16 protein-coding genes and 1 tRNA gene are annotated in these 17,094 nt (G+C 68.5%); 12 read left to right on the top strand and 5 right to left on the bottom strand.

Annotation, left to right across the window (positions count from 1 at the left end; genetic code table 11):
• Window positions 1-50 precede the first annotated feature (50 nt).
• From QQZ11_RS02185 to QQZ11_RS02155, 7 genes are all read left to right on the top strand, one after another.
• Window positions 51-626, top strand: a complete 576-nt coding sequence (locus QQZ11_RS02185; protein ID WP_284550129.1) for a MazG family protein — start codon at window positions 51-53, stop codon at window positions 624-626.
• Between the two features lie 62 nt (window positions 627-688).
• On the top strand, window positions 689-1,699 hold the full coding sequence (locus tag QQZ11_RS02180) for an LLM class flavin-dependent oxidoreductase (RefSeq protein ID WP_284548437.1): 1,011 nt from the start codon (window positions 689-691) through the stop codon (window positions 1,697-1,699).
• Between the two features lie 201 nt (window positions 1,700-1,900).
• Window positions 1,901-3,181, top strand: a complete 1,281-nt coding sequence (gene eno, locus QQZ11_RS02175; protein WP_284548436.1) for a phosphopyruvate hydratase — start codon at window positions 1,901-1,903, stop codon at window positions 3,179-3,181.
• 373 nt (window positions 3,182-3,554) lie between these two features.
• A complete protein-coding gene (locus QQZ11_RS02170) occupies window positions 3,555-4,082 on the top strand; it encodes an FtsB family cell division protein (RefSeq protein ID WP_284548435.1) in 528 nt (175 codons plus the stop codon).
• An 87-nt stretch (window positions 4,083-4,169) separates the two neighbouring features.
• Entirely contained in the window at window positions 4,170-4,712 is a 543-nt protein-coding gene (locus QQZ11_RS02165; protein WP_284550127.1) for a DUF501 domain-containing protein, read from the top strand.
• Window positions 4,709-5,617 carry a Ppx/GppA phosphatase family protein gene (locus QQZ11_RS02160; RefSeq protein WP_284548433.1) on the top strand — a complete coding sequence of 303 codons (909 nt, stop codon included), beginning with the start codon at window positions 4,709-4,711 and terminating at the stop codon, window positions 5,615-5,617. Before QQZ11_RS02165 ends, QQZ11_RS02160 begins: the two co-directional genes overlap by 4 nt.
• 12 nt (window positions 5,618-5,629) lie before the next feature.
• A tRNA-Leu gene (locus tag QQZ11_RS02155) sits at window positions 5,630-5,703 on the top strand.
• Window positions 5,704-5,746: 43 nt separating this feature from the next.
• On the opposite strand, the gene QQZ11_RS02150 is transcribed toward QQZ11_RS02155, so the two are convergent.
• The gene (locus QQZ11_RS02150; RefSeq protein ID WP_284548432.1) at window positions 5,747-6,352 is read right to left on the bottom strand and encodes a TetR/AcrR family transcriptional regulator; all 606 of its coding nucleotides are present in this window, start codon (window positions 6,350-6,352) and stop codon (window positions 5,747-5,749) included.
• Between the two features lie 246 nt (window positions 6,353-6,598).
• Here QQZ11_RS02150 and QQZ11_RS02145 point away from each other — a divergent pair, with 246 nt between their 5' ends.
• Both QQZ11_RS02145 and QQZ11_RS02140 read left to right on the top strand, forming a co-directional pair.
• Window positions 6,599-7,621 (top strand): NADP-dependent oxidoreductase, encoded by a 1,023-nt coding sequence (locus tag QQZ11_RS02145; RefSeq protein ID WP_284548431.1) that lies wholly within the window; start codon window positions 6,599-6,601, stop codon window positions 7,619-7,621.
• A gap of 231 nt (window positions 7,622-7,852) precedes the next feature.
• Complete coding sequence (locus QQZ11_RS02140) at window positions 7,853-8,668, top strand: Bax inhibitor-1/YccA family protein (RefSeq protein WP_284548430.1); 816 nt, start codon at window positions 7,853-7,855, stop codon at window positions 8,666-8,668.
• Between the two features lie 71 nt (window positions 8,669-8,739).
• Here the strand turns inward: QQZ11_RS02140 and QQZ11_RS02135 are convergent, their stop codons facing one another.
• Both QQZ11_RS02135 and QQZ11_RS02130 read right to left on the bottom strand, forming a co-directional pair.
• Window positions 8,740-9,102, bottom strand: a complete 363-nt coding sequence (locus tag QQZ11_RS02135; RefSeq protein WP_284548429.1) for an iron chaperone — start codon at window positions 9,100-9,102, stop codon at window positions 8,740-8,742.
• Window positions 9,103-9,123: 21 nt separating this feature from the next.
• Window positions 9,124-9,753 carry an NUDIX hydrolase gene (locus QQZ11_RS02130; protein ID WP_084707682.1) on the bottom strand — a complete coding sequence of 210 codons (630 nt, stop codon included), beginning with the start codon at window positions 9,751-9,753 and terminating at the stop codon, window positions 9,124-9,126.
• A 272-nt stretch (window positions 9,754-10,025) separates the two neighbouring features.
• On the opposite strand from QQZ11_RS02130, the gene ypfJ reads away from it, so the two are divergent.
• The gene (ypfJ, locus tag QQZ11_RS02125; protein WP_284548428.1) at window positions 10,026-10,886 is read left to right on the top strand and encodes a KPN_02809 family neutral zinc metallopeptidase; all 861 of its coding nucleotides are present in this window, start codon (window positions 10,026-10,028) and stop codon (window positions 10,884-10,886) included.
• A 299-nt stretch (window positions 10,887-11,185) separates the two neighbouring features.
• Here ypfJ and QQZ11_RS02120 read toward each other — a convergent pair whose 3' ends face one another.
• Window positions 11,186-12,160, bottom strand: coding sequence for a hypothetical protein (locus tag QQZ11_RS02120; RefSeq protein ID WP_284548427.1), 975 nt, complete (start codon window positions 12,158-12,160; stop codon window positions 11,186-11,188).
• A 336-nt stretch (window positions 12,161-12,496) separates the two neighbouring features.
• Between QQZ11_RS02120 and QQZ11_RS02115 the strand changes: the two genes are divergently transcribed.
• A complete protein-coding gene (locus QQZ11_RS02115) occupies window positions 12,497-13,741 on the top strand; it encodes an FAD-binding protein (RefSeq protein WP_284548425.1) in 1,245 nt (414 codons plus the stop codon).
• Window positions 13,742-13,907: 166 nt separating this feature from the next.
• On the opposite strand, the gene gndA is transcribed toward QQZ11_RS02115, so the two are convergent.
• Window positions 13,908-15,353 carry an NADP-dependent phosphogluconate dehydrogenase gene (gene gndA / locus QQZ11_RS02110; RefSeq protein WP_446698802.1) on the bottom strand — a complete coding sequence of 482 codons (1,446 nt, stop codon included), beginning with the start codon at window positions 15,351-15,353 and terminating at the stop codon, window positions 13,908-13,910.
• A gap of 226 nt (window positions 15,354-15,579) precedes the next feature.
• Between gndA and QQZ11_RS02105 the strand changes: the two genes are divergently transcribed.
• The gene (locus QQZ11_RS02105; RefSeq protein WP_284548423.1) at window positions 15,580-17,046 is read left to right on the top strand and encodes a mannitol dehydrogenase family protein; all 1,467 of its coding nucleotides are present in this window, start codon (window positions 15,580-15,582) and stop codon (window positions 17,044-17,046) included.
• The last annotated feature ends 48 nt before the right edge of the window (window positions 17,047-17,094 follow it).

Genomic DNA, 17,094 nt, shown 5'->3' with positions numbered 1-17,094 from the left:
CAGTGAGCGGTGAAGTCGGCTCGTCCCAACTGCTGCGCCTGGTCGAGGTGATGGCACGCCTGCGCCGGGACTGCCCGTGGGACGCCCAGCAGACCCACCGGAGCCTGGTCACCTACCTCGTGGAGGAGACCGGCGAGGTGGTCGACGCCATCGAGACCGGCGATGACGCCGACCTGGTCGAGGAACTGGGTGACCTGCTGCTGCAGGTCTACTTCCACGCCCAGATCGCCTCGGGGGAGGGACGCTTCACCCTCGAGGACGTCGCCCGAGGCATCAGCGACAAGTTGGTGCAGCGCCACCCGCACGTCTTCGGTGACGACCAGGTGCCGGCCGACCTGCACGCCACCTGGGAGGCGCGGAAGAAGGCCGAGAAGGGACGAAACTCAGCCCTCGACGGCATCGCCGACTCGCTCTCGGTGATCGCCCGTACCACCAAGGTCGCCTCCCGGACGAGGAACCATCACGTGCCGATCGACCTGCCCACCGATCCCGTCACGTCGGACGAGGTGGGTACCGCCATCGTCGACCTCGTGCTGCGAGCCCAGGCATCGGGTGTGGACGCCGACCAGGCCACCAGGGATGCCCTGAGAGCTCTCGAGGCGAGGGTCCGCGCGGCCGAGGCCTGAGCTCACCACGCTCTGCGCGAACCGGTGCCGATTCCCGTCCCGCCCGCGGATAGCGTCGAGCCATGACCGCCGTGCCTCTCTCCGTCCTCGACCTCGCCGGGGTCTCCACCGGCCAGACCAGCGCCGACGCGCTCCACGGTTCCATCCGGGTGGCACAAGCGGTCGACGATGCCGGCTTCGACCGCTTCTGGGTGGCCGAGCACCACAACACGCTGACGGTGGCCTCGACCAGTCCGCCGGTGTTGATGGCGACCCTGGCCGAGCGCACCTCCCGCATCCGGATCGGTTCCGGCGGTGTGATGCTGCCCAACCACGCTCCCTTGGTGGTGGCCGAGCAGTTCGCGCTGCTGGAGGCCCTGTACCCGGGACGCATCGACCTGGGCATCGGACGAGCCCCCGGAACGGACCAGTTCACCGCCCAGGCGTTGCGCCGCAGCCCCGACGGGCTCTCGGTCGAGGACTTCCCCACCCACGTGCTCCAGGTGATGGCCTGGCTGGGTGACAACAGGCTCAAGGATGACCCGTTGGTGAGCCGCCTGGTCGCGACTCCTTCGCTGTCCACCTCACCCGAGGTGTGGCTGCTGGGGTCGTCCGGCTACTCGGCCCAACTGGCGGGCATGCTGGGGCTGCGTTACTGCTACGCCCACCATTTCGGTGGCATGGACCCGGTCATGGTCTTCGAGCTCTACAGGTCGCGCTTCGAGGCCTCCCCGGCGCTGGGTGAGCCCCACGCGATGCTGGCCACCTCCGTGCTGAGCGCCGATGACGCGGAGACCGCCGAATACCTGGCAGGCCCGGCTCGGGTGATGTGGCAGGGCATCCGGACGAACCGTCGCGAACCGATCGTCTCGCCCGAGGAGGCAGCCCGGCGCGACAGCACGCAGCTGGACGAACTGCTGCTCTCGCAGATGCCGGCCGTGAAGTTCGTCGGTACCCACGACGACGTGGTGGAGCGGGTCCGGGAACTGGTCGAGGTCACCGGGGTTCAGGAACTGATGCTGACGGCCACCACCTTCGACCCGCAGACCAAGATCGACAGCTTCACCGCCTTCGCCGAGCGGTGGCGCGCATGACCAACCGCTGGCCGCGTCGGGCTGGATGCCCCTGGGTCTGATCACTCTGGGTCTGATCACTCATGCCACGCCCGGGGCTCTCCCCCTGGCCAGCGGCCGGGGTGAACTGTGCGTGACCAACTGCCACACCCCGGCACGGCGGCCGAGCGCCCGGCGGTAGGCTCAGCACCGACCACACCATCAGTGAAAGGTTGAGCCCACATGGCGCTTATCGAATTCGTCCACGCTCGCGAGATCCTCGACTCGCGTGGCAACCCGACCGTCGAGGTCGAGGTCATCCTTGAAGACGGCGCGCAGGGGCGTGCCGCTGTTCCGTCCGGTGCATCGACCGGTGCCTTCGAGGCCGCCGAACTGCGTGACGGCGACAAGAAGCGCTACCTCGGCAAGGGTGCCACCAAGGCCGTCGAGAACGTCGTCGAGACCCTGGCCGAAGAGGTGCTCGGCTTCGACGCCGCTGACCAGCGCAGCCTCGACCAGGCCATGATCGAGCTCGACGGCACCGACAACAAGTCCAAGCTCGGCGCCAACGCCATCCTCGGCGTCTCGCTGGCCGTGGCCCACGCCGCCGCCGACTCCGCCGACCTGCCGCTCTACAAGTACCTGGGCGGACCCACCGCCAACGTGCTGCCCGTGCCGATGATGAACATCCTCAACGGTGGCTCCCACGCCGACTCCAATGTCGACATCCAGGAGTTCATGATCGCCCCGATCGGCGCCGAGACCTTCGCCGAGGCCGTCCGCATCGGCGCCGAGGTCTACCACAACCTCAAGAGCGTGCTGAAGTCGAAGGGCCTGGCCACCGGTCTGGGCGACGAGGGCGGTTTCGCCCCCAACCTCGACTCCAACCGCGCCGCCCTCGACCTGATCGTGGAGGCCATCAAGGGCGCCGGCTACACCCCCGGCAAGGAGGTCGCGCTCGCGCTCGACGTCGCCGCCTCGGAGTTCTACGAGAACGGCTCCTACACCTTCGAGGGCGCCGCCAAGTCGTCCGACGAGATGATCGCCTACTACTCCGAACTGGTCGACGCGTACCCGCTGGTCTCGATCGAGGACCCGCTGAACGAGGAGGACTGGGAGGGCTGGGCCAAGATGAACGCGGCCCTCGGCGAGAAGGTGCAGCTGGTCGGCGACGACCTGTTCGTCACCAACGTCACCCGCCTGCAGCGCGGTATCGACGAGAAGGCCGCGAACTCGATGCTGGTGAAGGTCAACCAGATCGGTTCGCTCACCGAGACCATCGACGCCGTCAGCCTCGCCCACCGCAGCGGCTTCACCACCATGATGAGCCACCGTTCCGGTGAGACCGAGGACGTCACCATCGCCGACTTGGTCGTGGCGCTGGGCTGTGGCCAGATCAAGTCCGGTGCCCCCGCCCGCACCGAGCGTGTGGCCAAGTACAACCAGCTCATGCGCATCGAGGAAGACCTGGACGACGCCGCCACCTACGCCGGCGCCAAGGCCTTCCCTCGCTTCAAGGGCTGAGGGTTCCTGGGGCTGAGGGTTCAAGGTTGGGGGCCTCCAGGCTTGGGGGCCTCCAAGCCTGAGACCTGAACGCCCATGACAGGGGACGAGACCGCAAGGTCTCGTCCCCTTCGTCCTTCCCCCGTCGTGGGCCCGGAGCCAAACGGCCGCGGCACAATCGGGCCGTCCCCGGTGGGGGCTGACCGGTTGGCCCCGCAACCTGGGGCAGACTGGCCCGGTGAGCCCTTCCCCCTCCCATCGTTCGTCGCGCGCCTCCGGCACGGGGCGTGGGAGCGACACGCCGCGCGCCAGGGCGGCGGTCCGGCGCGGTCAACGGGCCATCAGCGGTCAACCCAGATCTGCCAGCAGCGCACCCCGTCCAGACACCCGCGAGATGTCCCGTCCACGGGAGCCGCAGCCCCGTGCCGCCCAGACCGCACGTCGTCTGGTGGGACTGGGATGGCTGCAACGGCTGGCGGCGGTGCTCGTGGTGATGGGCATGCTCGCCATCCCGTACGGGTCGAGCCTGAGCGTGTACCTGCGTCAGGAACGCGAGATGGTGCAGGCCCGGCAGCAGATCGCCGAGAGCCAGGCCAGCATCGGTTCCCTGCAGGACGAGATCGACCGCTGGAACGACCCCAACTACGTCAAGGCGCAGGCCAGGAGTCGGCTCGGATGGGTGGTTCCCGGTGAGACGGGCTACCGCGTGATCGGCGCCGACGGCAAGCCACTGGGCACGGACACGCAGATCGACAAGGAGGGCGCGCTGCCCTCCGACGAGCACCACCAGGTGTGGTGGGAGCGCCTGTCGGGCTCGATGAAGGCCGCTGACCAGCCCGCTCCGAAGGAGGGCGAGGCGACCCCGTCTGCGCCCATCACGATCAAGCCGACCGACAGCCCCTCGCCCACGCCGAAACGCTGACCCGGACCGGTGCGGCAGAATGACCCCGTGCCAGATCCTCGATCCACCGCTCTCACCACGCCAGTCGACGGCCTCACCGTCGAGCCCATGACCGATGCCGACCTGGCCTCGATCACCGAGCAACTCGGACGAGAGCCCCGTGGAGTGGTCGGCATCGCTTGGCGGTGCACCTGCGGTCGTCCGGGCGTGGTGGTCACCGAACCACGCCTTCCCAACGGCACACCGTTCCCGACCACCTACTACCTCACCTGCTCGAGGTTGGCATCGGCGATCGGCACCCTCGAGGCGAGCGGGCTGATGGCCGAGATGAGTGAGCGACTGCTGGCCGACGAGGCTCTTGCTGCGAACTACCGGTCGGCCCACGAGTCCTACCTGGCAGACCGGGACGCCGTGGCGGAACGGTCCGGACTGGGCGAGGTCCCCGAGATCCGCGGCATCTCCGCGGGTGGCATGCCCACCCGGGTCAAGTGCCTGCACGTGCTGGCCGCCCACTCCCTGGCCAAGGGTGAGGGGGTCAACCTGCTGGGTGACGAGACCGTCGTCCGGTTGGCGGACTTCTTCGCACGGCACACGGCGGACGACACCGACCAGTCCCCATCGTTGGGTGCGACCGCGGAGGACCGCTCATGAGGGTGGGGGCCATCGACTGCGGTACCAACTCCATCCGCCTGCTCGTGCTCGAGTCCGATGGCGGTGAGGTGGCCGAACTTGCACGCCGCACCACCATGGTGAGGCTGGGGCAGGGCGTGGACGCCACCGGTGAGTTCCACGCCGATGCGCTCGCTCGAACGTTCGCAGCCTGCGAGGACTACGCCGCGATCATCTCCGAACTGGGTGGGGTCGAGCGCCTCCGTTTCGTCGCCACCTCCGCCGCGCGAGATGCCCACAATCGCGAACTGTTCTTCGCCGGGGTCGAGCAGCGCCTCGGGGTGCGTCCCGAGATCGCCTCCGGCGACGAGGAGGCCCGACTGAGTTACACCGGAGCCGCCGCCGGCATCCCGGACGCGGTCGATCCCGTGCTGGTGATCGACATCGGCGGGGGATCGACCGAGCTGATCCGTGGTTCCGGGGCGCGAATCGAGGCCGGGCAGTCACTCGACATGGGCGCGGTGCGGCTGCGGGAGCGGTTCCTGCGCGACGACCCGCCCACGTCGGCTCAGATCGACGAGGCCGGTGCCTACGTGAATTCGCTGCTGGACGACTGCCACGTCGACCTGCGGGGAATCCGGACGTTGGTGGGGGTGGCCGGCACGGTCACCACCATGGCCGGCGTGCACCTGGGACTGCCCCGCTACGACCGACGGCTCGTCCATCACTCCGTGCTCGACCGGGACACCATCGACGAGGTGGCCGAGCGGTGGCTCACCTCGACCGTCGAGCAGGTGCGAGCCGAGCCCTCGATGCACCCGCAGCGGGCCGAGATCATCTGCGCCGGGGGGCTCATCCTGCGCGAGATCAGCCACCGGGTGGGGGTGTCGCTGGTGGTGAGTGAGTCTGACATTCTTGACGGGATCGCGGCCAGCTTGTTGGCCTGAGCCGCGCGCCACGCCCCCGTGGCCCAACTGGCAGAGGCAGGCGGCTTAAACCCGCCAGAGTGCGGGTTCGATTCCCGCCGGGGGCACCGGACACACGACGCCCCCACCGCGCCCGGGAGGCCGGGCCGGTCAGGCAGGCGCGACCTGTTCGGCGGCTTGGGCAGCGATGAGTCCCCGCGCGGAGTCGAGCGCACCGGCGGCGTACTCGGGGTTGATGCGGACGAGGGCGAAGGCCGTGATGACGTGGCTGGTGCAGGCGTCGGCCAAGCTCACCTGGGCGGAGGGGGACAGGTGCGGGAATCGCGCCCGGATGCCTGCCGTGAGCGCGGACCGCAGTTCGGCGGTGTAGGCGCTGATGGTCTGCGAGACGGCGTCATCGTGGGCGATCGGGGCGCTTGCGGTGTTGACGAGCAGACAGCCACTGGTGGCGGGAAGGGTCCCCGCCCGCAGCAGTGCGGCGCGGAGTCCGACCAGGTACTCGTCGAGCGCTTCGGGTGCGACTGCGGCGCCGGTCAGCGGCTGGAGTCGCGGGCGGACGACTTCGTCCAGGTAACTCTCGACTGCCGCGTCGAACAGGCCGCGCTTGGAGCCGAAGGCGTGGTAGATGCTCGACCGGCTCAACCCGGTGGCGTGCTCGAGGTCGGGCAGCGATGCGCCCTCGTACCCGTGTTGCCAGAACACCCCGCGGGCGGCGCGGATCGCCTCGGCGGTGTCGAATGTCTGCCTGCGTCCCATGCCATCCTCCGGTTTGCGTACTGACCGTTCCAGTATATTCTGGATCAGTCAGTCCGCAATCCGCGGTGTGCTCGTCCTCGCCGGTGTCGCTCGCTGGTCGCCGCCTCAGTCGTCCTGCTGCTCTCCAGCCCCGGCACGGCCTCCGCCCCGCTGAAGCAGGGGGGTCATCCCCGCGCTCGGCGTGCTGGCCCTGGCCCTCGGCCTCGCCCTCTCACACACACACCGCATCGATTCAGGAAGCCCCACATGTCACAGACCACCAGTACCCAGATCCAACTCATCGCCCGGCCGCAGGGGTGGCCCACGCACGAGGCCTTCCGCACCGTCACGGTCGAGTACGGTGACCTGCAACCCGGCCAGGTGAGGGTGCGCAACGCCTTCGTCTCCGTCGACCCCTACATGCGGGGGCGGATGAACGACGTCAGGAGCTACACGCCACCGTTCGCGCTCGGCGAGACCATGACCGGTGGCGCGATCGGACATGTCATCGAGTCCGCCGCGGACGCCCTGCCGGTCGGAACCCTCGTGCAGCACGACCTGGGCTGGCGTGACATCGCCCAGGCCGATGCCGTGGCCTTCCGCGCCGTGCCCGACCAGCCCGGGGTCCCGCTCTCGCTGCGGCTCGGGATCCTCGGCATGACAGGCCTGACCGGCTACGTCGGTCTCACCGCGATCGCCGCGATGAAGGAGGGGGACACCGTGTTCGTCTCCGGTGCTGCGGGTGCGGTCGGCACCGCCGCCGGGCAGATCGCTCGGCTGCTCGGAGCCAGGCGCGTGATCGGATCGGCCGGTTCTCCCGAGAAGGTCGCGCTTTTGACCGGGAAGTACGGCTACGACGCCGCGTTCAACTACAAGGACGGCCCGGTGCGCGAGCAGCTGCCCGCCCTCGCCCCCGAGGGAGTGGACGTCTACTTCGACAACGTCGGAGGGGAGCACCTGGAAGCCGCCCTGGACGTCATGAACGACGGCGGCAGGGTCGTGCTCTGCGGAGTGATCAGCACCCTCAACACCGCCGACAAGGCGGCCGGCCCCGACAACATGTCGAACATCATCACCCGCGGGCTGACCCTCAAGGGCTTCACCCTCGGTGGCTACCTGAACCTTGCCCCGGAGTTCTCCCAGCGCATGACCGACTGGTTCAGCGCAGGAAAGATCGCCCACGACGAGACCATCGTCGAGGGCATCGAGAACGCTGTTGATGCCTTCCTCGACATGATGCGCGGCGCCAACACCGGCAAGATGCTCGTCCGTATCGCTCCGGAGGCCTGACCCTCCTCCAAGAACTCACACGGGCTCCCGTGCCCCGAGGCGTCCGGTCCTGACCGCTGCGGTCAGCGGCCGGGCGCCACACCGGGGCTTCAGGGCGCGGATTGTCAGTTCACGGGGTTGTCAGGGCTCGGGATTGTCAGTTCAGGGGATCAGGGTCGAGTCAGGGTGAGCCGCGGGAGGGGCAATGCCGTGCTGGCTACACTGGGAGCGGATCACCTTCAGGAGGCGACAATGGGCAATCCCATCTTCAACCGCTCTGGCTTCTTCAACGGCCAGCAGCCTGCACCAGTGCCGGTGCAGCCCCAGCAGTACGGGCAGAACCCCTACCAGCAGCAGTACGGCCAGCAGCCGAACCAGTACCCGCAGTTCCAGCCGCAGGCGCAGGCCGGCACCAAGCTGATGACGCTGGACGACGTCATCACCAAGACGGCGATCTCGCTGATCATGGTGGCTGGGGTCGCCGCCGTCGCCTACCTGATGCTGCCGTTGGCCTTCGTCTTCCCGGCCCTGATCGCCTCGAGCCTGCTGGGTCTGGTGACGGTGTTCATCGTGAGCGCCCGCCGCACGGTCAGCCCGGTGGGCCTGTTCGTCTACGCCATCGTTGAGGGCGTGTTCGTGGGTGCCTTCACCAAGGTGTTCGAGTACCAGTACCCCGGTATCGCCACCCAGGCCGTGCTCGCCACCTTCGTGGTGGCCGGTGTCACCCTGGCTGCGTACAAGTTCTTCAACATCCGAGTGACGCCGAAGTTCCGTCGCATGGTCTTCATCGCCACCGCCGCGTTCGCGGTGCTGATGCTGGGCAACTTCGTCTTCAGCCTGATCAGCGGTTCGGCCGGCATGCGCGGAGGGGCCCTGGGTCTGCTCGTGGCCGTCGTCGCGTGTGGGCTCGCCGTGATGAACCTGGTCACCGACTTCGACTACGTCGAGCGTGGCATCGCGAGCCGGGCCCCGGCGTCCGAGTCGTGGCGCGCAGCGCTGGGCATCACCGTCACCATGGTCTGGCTCTACACCGAACTGCTGCGCATCCTGTCGTACTTCCGCCGCTGATCCTGCCCTTGGGCACTCCGCACGGACGATCCGGCCCCCACCCCTCCAGGGTGGGGGCCGTTGTCGTCCGGTCAGGCGGCGCCGAGTTCTGCGACCACGCGACGCAGCAGGTCGGTGGGCAGGGGGTCGTCCAACCCGAACCACAAGGTGCCCTTGCCGCGCGCGTAGGGGGCAACCTCGCCGGCCAGGGCGTCGCTGTGCGGAACCGGATAGAGGGCCACGTGGTCCTTCCATCCCGAGACGAACACCCGGGCGCGCTTGCCGGGGATCGTCCGGTAGCCGACGATGCCGTAGGTCAGACACTCCTCGGCGTCGGGCAGCAGGTCACGCACCAATGACCTCAACTCGTCGAAGCGTGGACGAGCGGCCGGTGGCACCGACGCCACGTATTCGTCGACCGTCGTCGGCGCCTCGGACGACTCCGTGCTGCGCATGCCACGACCCTAGGACCAATCTCAGTTGGTCGGAACCCCTGCGGCGTACTTGTCGAGGATGGAGCGCGATCCTGCCGTCCACGGCAGCCGGCGCCAGCGCCACAGCGGCACCCACTCCGCTCGTTCGGTGGTGCCGTCGATGTCGATCACCTGGGGGTCGGTGGGGCTCTCGCAGGTGGCGGAGTAGAAGATGCGCAGGGCGTGGAAGTCCTCGAGCTGGCCGCTGGGGGCGCGTCCGATCCAGTGGTCGGACTGCAGGTCGAGCAGGTGATTGATCCGCACCTCCTGGCCGGCTTCCTCCATCACTTCACGCACCAGCGCCTCGGCCGGCGACTCTCCTTCGTCGAGGCCCCCTCCGGGCAGCTGCCACAGTCCCGGGATCGCGGTGCGGTCGCTGCACTCGGTTCCCAGGATGCCGCGGTGGGAACGCACCACTGCGTAGGCGGCGATGCGCTGCCGAGGCACGGGCACCTCGTCCGGGGAGGTCCTCAGGTCGGGGTCAGCCGTGCGGTGCTTGACCTTGGGCGGACGAGACCGGGGTCCGCGCCTGGTGACCCGTCCGGTGATGACCACCTCGCCACCCACCACCTGGGCTGAGAAGAGGTTCTGCAGCACCCAGCCTTGGCGCCAGAGCACCTGACGCGGGTGCATGCCGTGGCCGATCTCGAGGCGCACCAGTTCCGGGGAACCTGGATTGGCAACGCCCACAATCTGCATCGATCCATCATGGCATCCCCGCAAGGGCCCTGGACGCACCACCATCGGCCGGGCGGGCCGCCGCGCCCTCACCTGGCCCCTCGGCCGCGGCTGAATGCCCTGATCGCGGTCGGCGGGGAGCCTGAGGCCCTACGATGCTGACCTGTACGGCGTTGTCACACCGACCGACCCGGTCGGGAACAGGACGCCCGCTCAGGAGGAGACCGATGGACTTCAAGTCGGATGCCAGGATCGACTCCGGTTCGGTCGGGGGTGCCAGTGGCGGACGTGGCGGCGGTATCGCCGTCGGCGGAATCGGTGGCCTGATCATCGTGGTCATCGCCCTGTTCCTCGGCATCGACCCCAGCGCGATCCTGGGCGGTGGCTCGGGTCAGACCCAGCCGCAGGCCAGTTCCACCAGCCAGTGCTCGACCGGTGCCGACGTGCAGCGGGACGCTGACTGCCGCTGGCCGGCGTACATGACCTCCCTGAACCAGTACTGGGGCAAGGCGGCGGGCGGCAACTTCCAGCCGCCGACGATGCTGAAGTTCTCCGGCTCCGTGAACACCGCCTGCGGGCAGGCCTCGTCCCAGGTCGGGCCGTTCTACTGCCCCGGTGACCAGAAGATCTACATCGACACCTCGTTCGTGCAGCAGTTGCTCGACCAGTTGGGAGCCCAGGGTGGCCCGGCCGCGGAGGCCTACATCGTGGCCCACGAGTACGGGCACCACATCGAGAACGTCACCGGCGTGCTCGAGAAGGCCCAGCAGGACAAGTCGACCGGTCCCACCTCGTCCGGGGTCAGGGTCGAGCTGATGGCTGACTGCTACGCGGGTGTCTGGTTCAACTTCGCCAACAAGGACACCACCGACATCATCGAGAACATCACCCAGGACGACCTGAACCGCGTCGTCGACGCGGCCCGAGCCGTCGGCGACGACCACATCCAGTCGCAACAGGGTGGCGTGAACCCCGATGCGTGGACCCACGGCTCGTCCAAGATGCGCCAGTACTGGGTGCAGAAGGGCTTCCAGTCCGGAGACCCCAACCAGTGCGACACCTTCGCCACGGACAACCTGGGGCAGTGATCGCTGGCCGGTGAACGGTGCCGTCGGATGCCTTCACCCGGCGCCCATGGCCCGTGGCCGGAGGATCAGGTGCCTCGTTCCCGGGAGCACATGCCCTCGTCCGGCGCACCTGCCCTCCCTCCGCACCAGCTGCCCTCGTTCGACGCACCTGCCCCATGCCTGTCCGGGGGCAACTGCGCGGAATGGGGGCAACTGGCACCTTTCGCGGGCAACTGGCACCCTTCGTGGGCAGCTGGGACGACCCCAGGCGGCCGGACGGCAGCGGGTCAACGGGCACGAGTCCACCCGACGCCCTCAGCTCAGCGATTCACCTCGGCCGTGATGTCGACCCCTTCGAGGTCGGTGATCACAGCCTGACCCCCCACCACCCATCGGATCGCGGGCAACGAGCGCCGGTCGCGCATGTCGATGGTGTAGCTGATGTCGGCGTCCACGGGCTTGTCGTAGCGGGCGGGTAGGTCGGCGAGGATGGTCGCCAGGATGTCGGCCGTGACGTCGCTGGCAGCGAACATCGGCCAGTCGGAGGTCTCCTTCTTCGACGAGGTCCACACCGGTAGCTTCGAGGCCCTGGTGCGTCTCACCATCACACCGGGGTCGTTCGGGTCCGGAGCGTCCACCCACAGACCCATGCCCTTCTGGTACCCGAGTTGGTGCAGTTGGGTACGGCCTCCCAAGGCGTCCTGCAGTCCCTCGGCGATGCCCTGCTTCGACCGGTAGTCGAGTTCGTGGATGGGGGAGGCGTCCGGCCTGAAGAAGACCGGACGCGACTCGGGCCGCGTGCTGACCACCATCAGTACCTGACCCGGGTTGTACTCGACGATCTGGAGTTCCTGGTTCGAGGTCGACCCCGACAGTGCGCCGGCGATGCCGAAGATCATGGTCAGGTCGTCGAACTGGAACGAACTCGGGTCGAAGGTGGCCTGCTTGATGTACTCGATGTCGCTGGTCACCTCCTGCACGGTGGCGGCCTCCCACGCCCAACTCTTGACCTTCGATCCGTCCAGCACCGACAGCACCGCCCTGGTGGCCGTCAGGTCGACCTTCAACACCGGCAACTCACCCGAGGCGCGGCGCAACTGGTTGACGGCCGAGCGTGCGTGTCCCTTGTCGGTGAGGGGTCGCGGGGTGGCCGAGGCGCTCGGTGTCAGGCTCGAACCCGGCCAAGAACTGGACGACCCGCTGGGGCCGGGGGACGCCTTCGAACCCGGGCGTGTGCACGAACCCACGAGGGCCACGGCCGGGACCAGGAGCAGAAGGCGGCGACTGACTGGCACACCCTTCAGGGTACCCAGTCGGTCCAGACGCCGCGCCCTCAGACCGCCCGAGCTGCCAAGCCCCTCCGGACCTGCGTTCACCCGCGGGAAAAAGGGGTTGAGCCCAGACCGCCGCCGACCTACCGTTGAGCCACACAGGAAAGGAGGTGGTCCAGCGATGTATTCGACTCGACCTTGTGAGGTGGTCTGCCGCTGAGGCAGCCGCTTGAGGCACTGCCTCAGCGAATCAACCCAGACCATCGGAACCCGCGAGGTCGGCCCTGGTCGAGCCGACAGCCCCTGAGGGACACTCGCGGGTTCTCCCATGCCCGGCGTCCATCCGACAGACTGGTCGCCATGAGCGAGAACCTTGACTGGCCGGGCACGAACTGGTGCGGCAACGTCGACTACACACCCGCCCAGCTGGCTCGTCCCCGCAGCGTCGAGGAACTGCAGCGACTGGTCGCAGCCTCCCGCTCCATCAGGGGAGCAGGGTCCGGACACACCTTCAATGCCATCGCCGACGCCGAGGTGATGGTCACCACCGCCGATCTCGGTGGTCGGATCGAACTCGAGGGTGACCGGGTCTGGGTTTCGGCGCACACCCGCTACGCCGACTTGTGCCCCCTGCTGGACGAGGCCGGGTGGGCGCTCCCGGCCCTCGCGTCCCTGCCGCACATCAGCGTCGCCGGTTCCGTCGCCACCGGCACCCACGGCACCGGCGACCGTACCGGCAATCTGGCCACTCAGGTCACCGCCCTCGAACTGGTCACGGCCTCGGGCGACCTGCTGCACCTCGACAGCGACCACCCTGACTTCGCGGGCTCGGTCGTCAACGTCGGTGCGCTCGGTGTGGTGACCAGACTGCAACTGCAACTGGAACCCCGCTTCGACGTGGCCCAGCGCGTGTTCACCGACCTGAGCTGGGAGGTGCTCGAGAACCACTTCGACGAGATCACCTCCGCGGCCACGGCCGTCAGCCTGTTCACGCTCTACGGCGACGTGGTCGAGGAGGTGTGGCTCAAGCAGCGCCTCGACCGTGGCCCCTTGGCCACCGAACTGTTCGACGCCCCGGCCGCCACCGAGACCCTGCACCCGATCGTGGGGCTTGCCCCCGACAATGTCACCGAGCAGTTGGGTGTGCCCGGCCCGTGGTACACCCGCTGGCCGCACTTCATCCCCGAGAAGGCCCCCGCCAGCGGCAAGGAGATCCAGTCGGAGTTCTTCGTCCGACGTGACCGGGCCGTCGAGGCGATTGCGGCGATGCGTCGACTACGGCCAGTGCTGGCCGAGGTGCTGATGATCTCGGAGATCCGCACCATTGCGGCGGACGACCTGTGGCTGAGTCCGGCACAGGGGCAGGACGTGGTCGCGCTCCACTTCACGTGGCAGCCTCGCCCGGGCGCCATCGTGCCCGTGTTGGCACAGGTCGAACAAGCGCTGGCGCCGCTCGCTCCGCGCGTGCACTGGGGCAAATTGCTGGTCGACGATCGCGGGATCGCCGACCGGTTCCCGCTGGCGGGGCAGTTCCGTGAGTTGGCGGCGCGTCTCGACCCCGAGGGCAAGTTCGTCAATCCGTGGTTCACTCGCGTCTTCGGCTGACTGGATCGGCCTCACAAGCACAGACCCCGACAAGCACAAGGGCCCCGTCCATGGGACGGGGCCCTCAGCCGTCGTGGTGCATGCCTGAGTTGGTGGTCCCCCCGAACCCCTCCTCGGCCACCACGCGTTCAGGTCCACCCGGTGCGGCACCGGGTGGCGGGACAGCTCAGTGGCTGTCCTCGGCTCTGACCTCAGACCTGTCACCCGACCACAGCGTGTGGAAGGAACCGTCGTCGTCAATGCGCTTGTAGGTGTGCGCCCCGAAATTGTCCCGCAGCCCCTGGGTGAGGGCCGCGTTGAGTCGCGGTGCGCGTGCCTGGTCATAGTGTGCCAGAGCCGCTGAAAAGCCGGGAACCGGGACACCGGCATGAACCGCCTCGGCGATCACGCGCCGCCACGAGTCCTGGGCGTCGGCCAGCCCTGCCTTGATGGAAGGTGCCTCGAGCAGGGTCACCAGCTGGTTGGCGGCGTACTCGTTCGAGATGCGGTCGAGCAACTTGGCGCGGATGATGCACCCGGCCCGCCAGATCCGGGCCACGGCCGCGACGTCGATCGTCCAGCCGTACTCCTGGGCTGCCATCCGGATCTCGTCCAACCCCTGGGCGTAGGCGATCACCTTGGACGACCACAGGGCCTTCCGCACGTCCTCGACGAAGGCGGTCCTGTCCTCGACCTGGACGGTGCGGTCCGGTCCCTCGAGCGATGCCTGGGCGGCTTCGCGCAGTTCGGGGTGGCTCGAGACCGCGCGTGAGAACACGCTCTCGGCGATGGTGTTGACGGGCGTCCCCAGGTTGAGGGCCGACTGCACGGTCCACGTTCCGGTGCCCTTCATGCCCGCCTGGTCGAGGATGACGTCGACCAACGGCTTGCCCGTGCGCGCGTCGGTCTGGCGCAGCACCTCGGCGGTGATCTCGATCAGGAACGAGTCGAGGTCGCCGGTGTTCCACTGGGCGAAGATGTCCGCCGCCTCGTCGGTCGAGAAGCCGGCGCCCTTCAGCAGCTCGTAGGCCTCGCCGATGAACTGCATGTCGGCGTACTCGATCCCGTTGTGCACCATCTTGACGAAGTGGCCAGCACCATCGGTGCCGATGTAGGTGCAGCAGGGCTCGTCACCGACATGGGCTGAGATCTTCTCCAGGATCGGTCCGAGTGCCTCGTAGGACTCCTTCGATCCCCCGGGCATGATGGACGGCCCTTCCAGCGCCCCGACCTCACCGCCGGAGATGCCCGCCCCGACGAAGTGGAAGCCCAACTCGCGCAACTTGGCCTCACGGCGGCGGGTGTCCTCGTAGAAGGCGTTGCCTCCGTCGACGACGATGTCACCGGCTTCGAGGTGGGGGATCAGCGAGTCGATGGTGGCATCGGTGCCCTTGCCCGCCTGCACCATGATGACGATGCGGCGGGGCTGCTCGAGCGAGGCCACGAACTGCTCGACCGTCTCGGCGGGCAGGAAGGTGCCCTCGGAGCCGTGCTGGTCGATGACGTGCTGGGTCTTGGCCAGCGTGCGGTTGAAGATGGCCACGCGGTAGCCCTTGTGGGCCATGTTGCGGGCCAGCGACGACCCCATCACGGCCATGCCGATGACGCCGACCTCTGCGAGCTGTTCTGACATGTGCTGCACTCCTGTTGTCGATCCATCCGAGCGGGACGCGGGGCGCCGCTGCGGCGCAACGCCGATCCCCTTGTTCCTACGCTCCCACACGTTGTTTCTACGCTCCCACAAGGCTGGGCTGCCAAGGGTTGCCATTCATTGCCCATACCCCCGCGGGCTCGTCCGGTGCCGGCCCGGCAACCGGGGTGCGGACGGGACACCACTCGAAACAACACTGGGCAACACCATGCCTGAGCCCACGCTCGGGAGTTGGCTGGATACGTCCACGGCTCGCGACCGAGCCCGTCCCGACCAGGAGGCCGGCATGACCAGGCACCTCGCCCGTTCGACCGATTCCCGTGCCGCGGCGCCGGTGCGCATCGTGCACCTGGGCGTCGGCAACTTCTTCCGGGCCCACCAGGCCTGGTACACCGAACAGGCCCACGACGCGGGGGAGTGGGGTATTGCCGCCTTCACCGGGCGTTCGGCCGCGATTGCCGACGAACTGGCCCCCCAGGAGGGGCTGTACACCCTGGTCACCCAGCATCCCGAGGGCAACCAGTACTCGGTGATCGGGTCGCTGTCGGCCGTTCATCCGGCAGCCGACCTGCAGGCGCTGCGGGGCTACTTCGCATCGTCCGACCTGGCCATCGTCACCTCGACGGTCACCGAGGCGGGGTACCGACGGTCGGCCAACGGGTCCCTCGACACCGCCGACCCCGAGGTGTCGGCCGACATCCGGGCCCTGCGCCAGGACCCGCTGAACGGCACGGTCACCACTGCCCCCGGCAAGTTCGTGGCCGGACTGCTGGCCCGACGTGCGTCCGAGCCGGAGGCGACGCTCACCTTCGTGCCCTGCGACAACATCTCGGGCAACGGAGAGATGGTGCGGCGGGTCGTCACCGAACTGGCCGCCGCGGTCGACCCGAGCCTGGTCGACCACATCGCCGAGCGGGTCAGCTTCGTCACCACCATGGTCGATCGCATCACCCCTCGGCCGACGGTGGACGACCTGGCCGCAGTGGTGGCTGACACCGGTGTCGACGACCCGGCCGCCGTGGTCACCGAGCCCTTCTCCGAATGGGTGCTCGAGGGCACGTTCCCGGCGGGGCGTCCCGCATGGGAAGACGCCGGGGCCAGGTTCGTCGACGACATCGAACCGTTCGAGACCCGCAAGCTCTACCTGCTCAACGGATCCCACACCCTGATGGCCTACGCCGGCTCGATCCTCGGCTTCCAGACGGTCAACGAGGCCATCCATGACGACCGGATACTCGACTGGGTGAACCAGTGGTGGGACGTGGCCGCCCGCCACCTGACGCTCGCCACCCGCGAGGTGGACGACTACCGGGCGGCCCTGCTGGAGCGCTACCGCAACCCCAAGATCCGCCACCTGCTGGCCCAGATCGCCGGCGACGGGTCACAGAAGGTCCCGATCCGACTCGTGCCAACGATCCAGGGTGATCGGACGAAGGGCGTCCTGCCCACTGGTGCCCTGCGCGCGGTCGCTGCCTGGACCCTGCACCTGCGAGGACTCGGTGCCCCCGTCAACGACGCGCGAGCCGCTGAGGTGGCACCCCTGGCCGACGGATCGCTGGAACAGTCGGTGCAGCACGTGCTGGAGTGGCTGGGTCTCGGCGGTGACGCCGAGGTGAACGCCGAGACGTTGCGCCTGGCGCGGGAACTCGAGTCCTTGGCCGGCACCTCCCACTGACACGGGCAACCGTCACCTCGGGCGGCCACACCACTAGGCTGGAGCCAC

This window comes from Aestuariimicrobium sp. T2.26MG-19.2B (assembly GCF_950101875.1).
Classification (GTDB): domain Bacteria; phylum Actinomycetota; class Actinomycetes; order Propionibacteriales; family Propionibacteriaceae; genus Aestuariimicrobium; species Aestuariimicrobium kwangyangense.
The sequence above is the reverse complement of the archived record's forward strand: the minus strand, read 5'-3'. Positions and strand labels throughout refer to the sequence as shown.

What these genes read in the sequence shown, in the direction of transcription:
- ypfJ (WP_284548428.1), top strand. Translation starts at nt 10,026, where the DNA reads ATGGACTTCAAGTCGGATGCCAGGATCGACTCCGGTTCGGTCGGGGGT.
- QQZ11_RS02130 (WP_084707682.1), bottom strand. Translation starts at nt 9,753, where the DNA reads ATGCACCCGCGTCAGGTGCTCTGGCGCCAAGGCTGGGTGCTGCAGAAC.
- QQZ11_RS02180 (WP_284548437.1), top strand. Translation starts at nt 689, where the DNA reads ATGACCGCCGTGCCTCTCTCCGTCCTCGACCTCGCCGGGGTCTCCACC.
- eno (WP_284548436.1), top strand. Translation starts at nt 1,901, where the DNA reads ATGGCGCTTATCGAATTCGTCCACGCTCGCGAGATCCTCGACTCGCGT.
- QQZ11_RS02185 (WP_284550129.1), top strand. Translation starts at nt 51, where the DNA reads ATGGCACGCCTGCGCCGGGACTGCCCGTGGGACGCCCAGCAGACCCAC.
- QQZ11_RS02145 (WP_284548431.1), top strand. Translation starts at nt 6,599, where the DNA reads ATGTCACAGACCACCAGTACCCAGATCCAACTCATCGCCCGGCCGCAG.
- QQZ11_RS02140 (WP_284548430.1), top strand. Translation starts at nt 7,853, where the DNA reads ATGGGCAATCCCATCTTCAACCGCTCTGGCTTCTTCAACGGCCAGCAG.
- QQZ11_RS02105 (WP_284548423.1), top strand. Translation starts at nt 15,580, where the DNA reads ATGCCTGAGCCCACGCTCGGGAGTTGGCTGGATACGTCCACGGCTCGC.
- QQZ11_RS02160 (WP_284548433.1), top strand. Translation starts at nt 4,709, where the DNA reads ATGAGGGTGGGGGCCATCGACTGCGGTACCAACTCCATCCGCCTGCTC.
- QQZ11_RS02115 (WP_284548425.1), top strand. Translation starts at nt 12,497, where the DNA reads ATGAGCGAGAACCTTGACTGGCCGGGCACGAACTGGTGCGGCAACGTC.
- QQZ11_RS02150 (WP_284548432.1), bottom strand. Translation starts at nt 6,352, where the DNA reads ATGGGACGCAGGCAGACATTCGACACCGCCGAGGCGATCCGCGCCGCC.
- QQZ11_RS02165 (WP_284550127.1), top strand. Translation starts at nt 4,170, where the DNA reads ATGACCGATGCCGACCTGGCCTCGATCACCGAGCAACTCGGACGAGAG.
- QQZ11_RS02170 (WP_284548435.1), top strand. Translation starts at nt 3,555, where the DNA reads ATGTCCCGTCCACGGGAGCCGCAGCCCCGTGCCGCCCAGACCGCACGT.
- QQZ11_RS02135 (WP_284548429.1), bottom strand. Translation starts at nt 9,102, where the DNA reads ATGCGCAGCACGGAGTCGTCCGAGGCGCCGACGACGGTCGACGAATAC.
- gndA (WP_446698802.1), bottom strand. Translation starts at nt 15,353, where the DNA reads ATGTCAGAACAGCTCGCAGAGGTCGGCGTCATCGGCATGGCCGTGATG.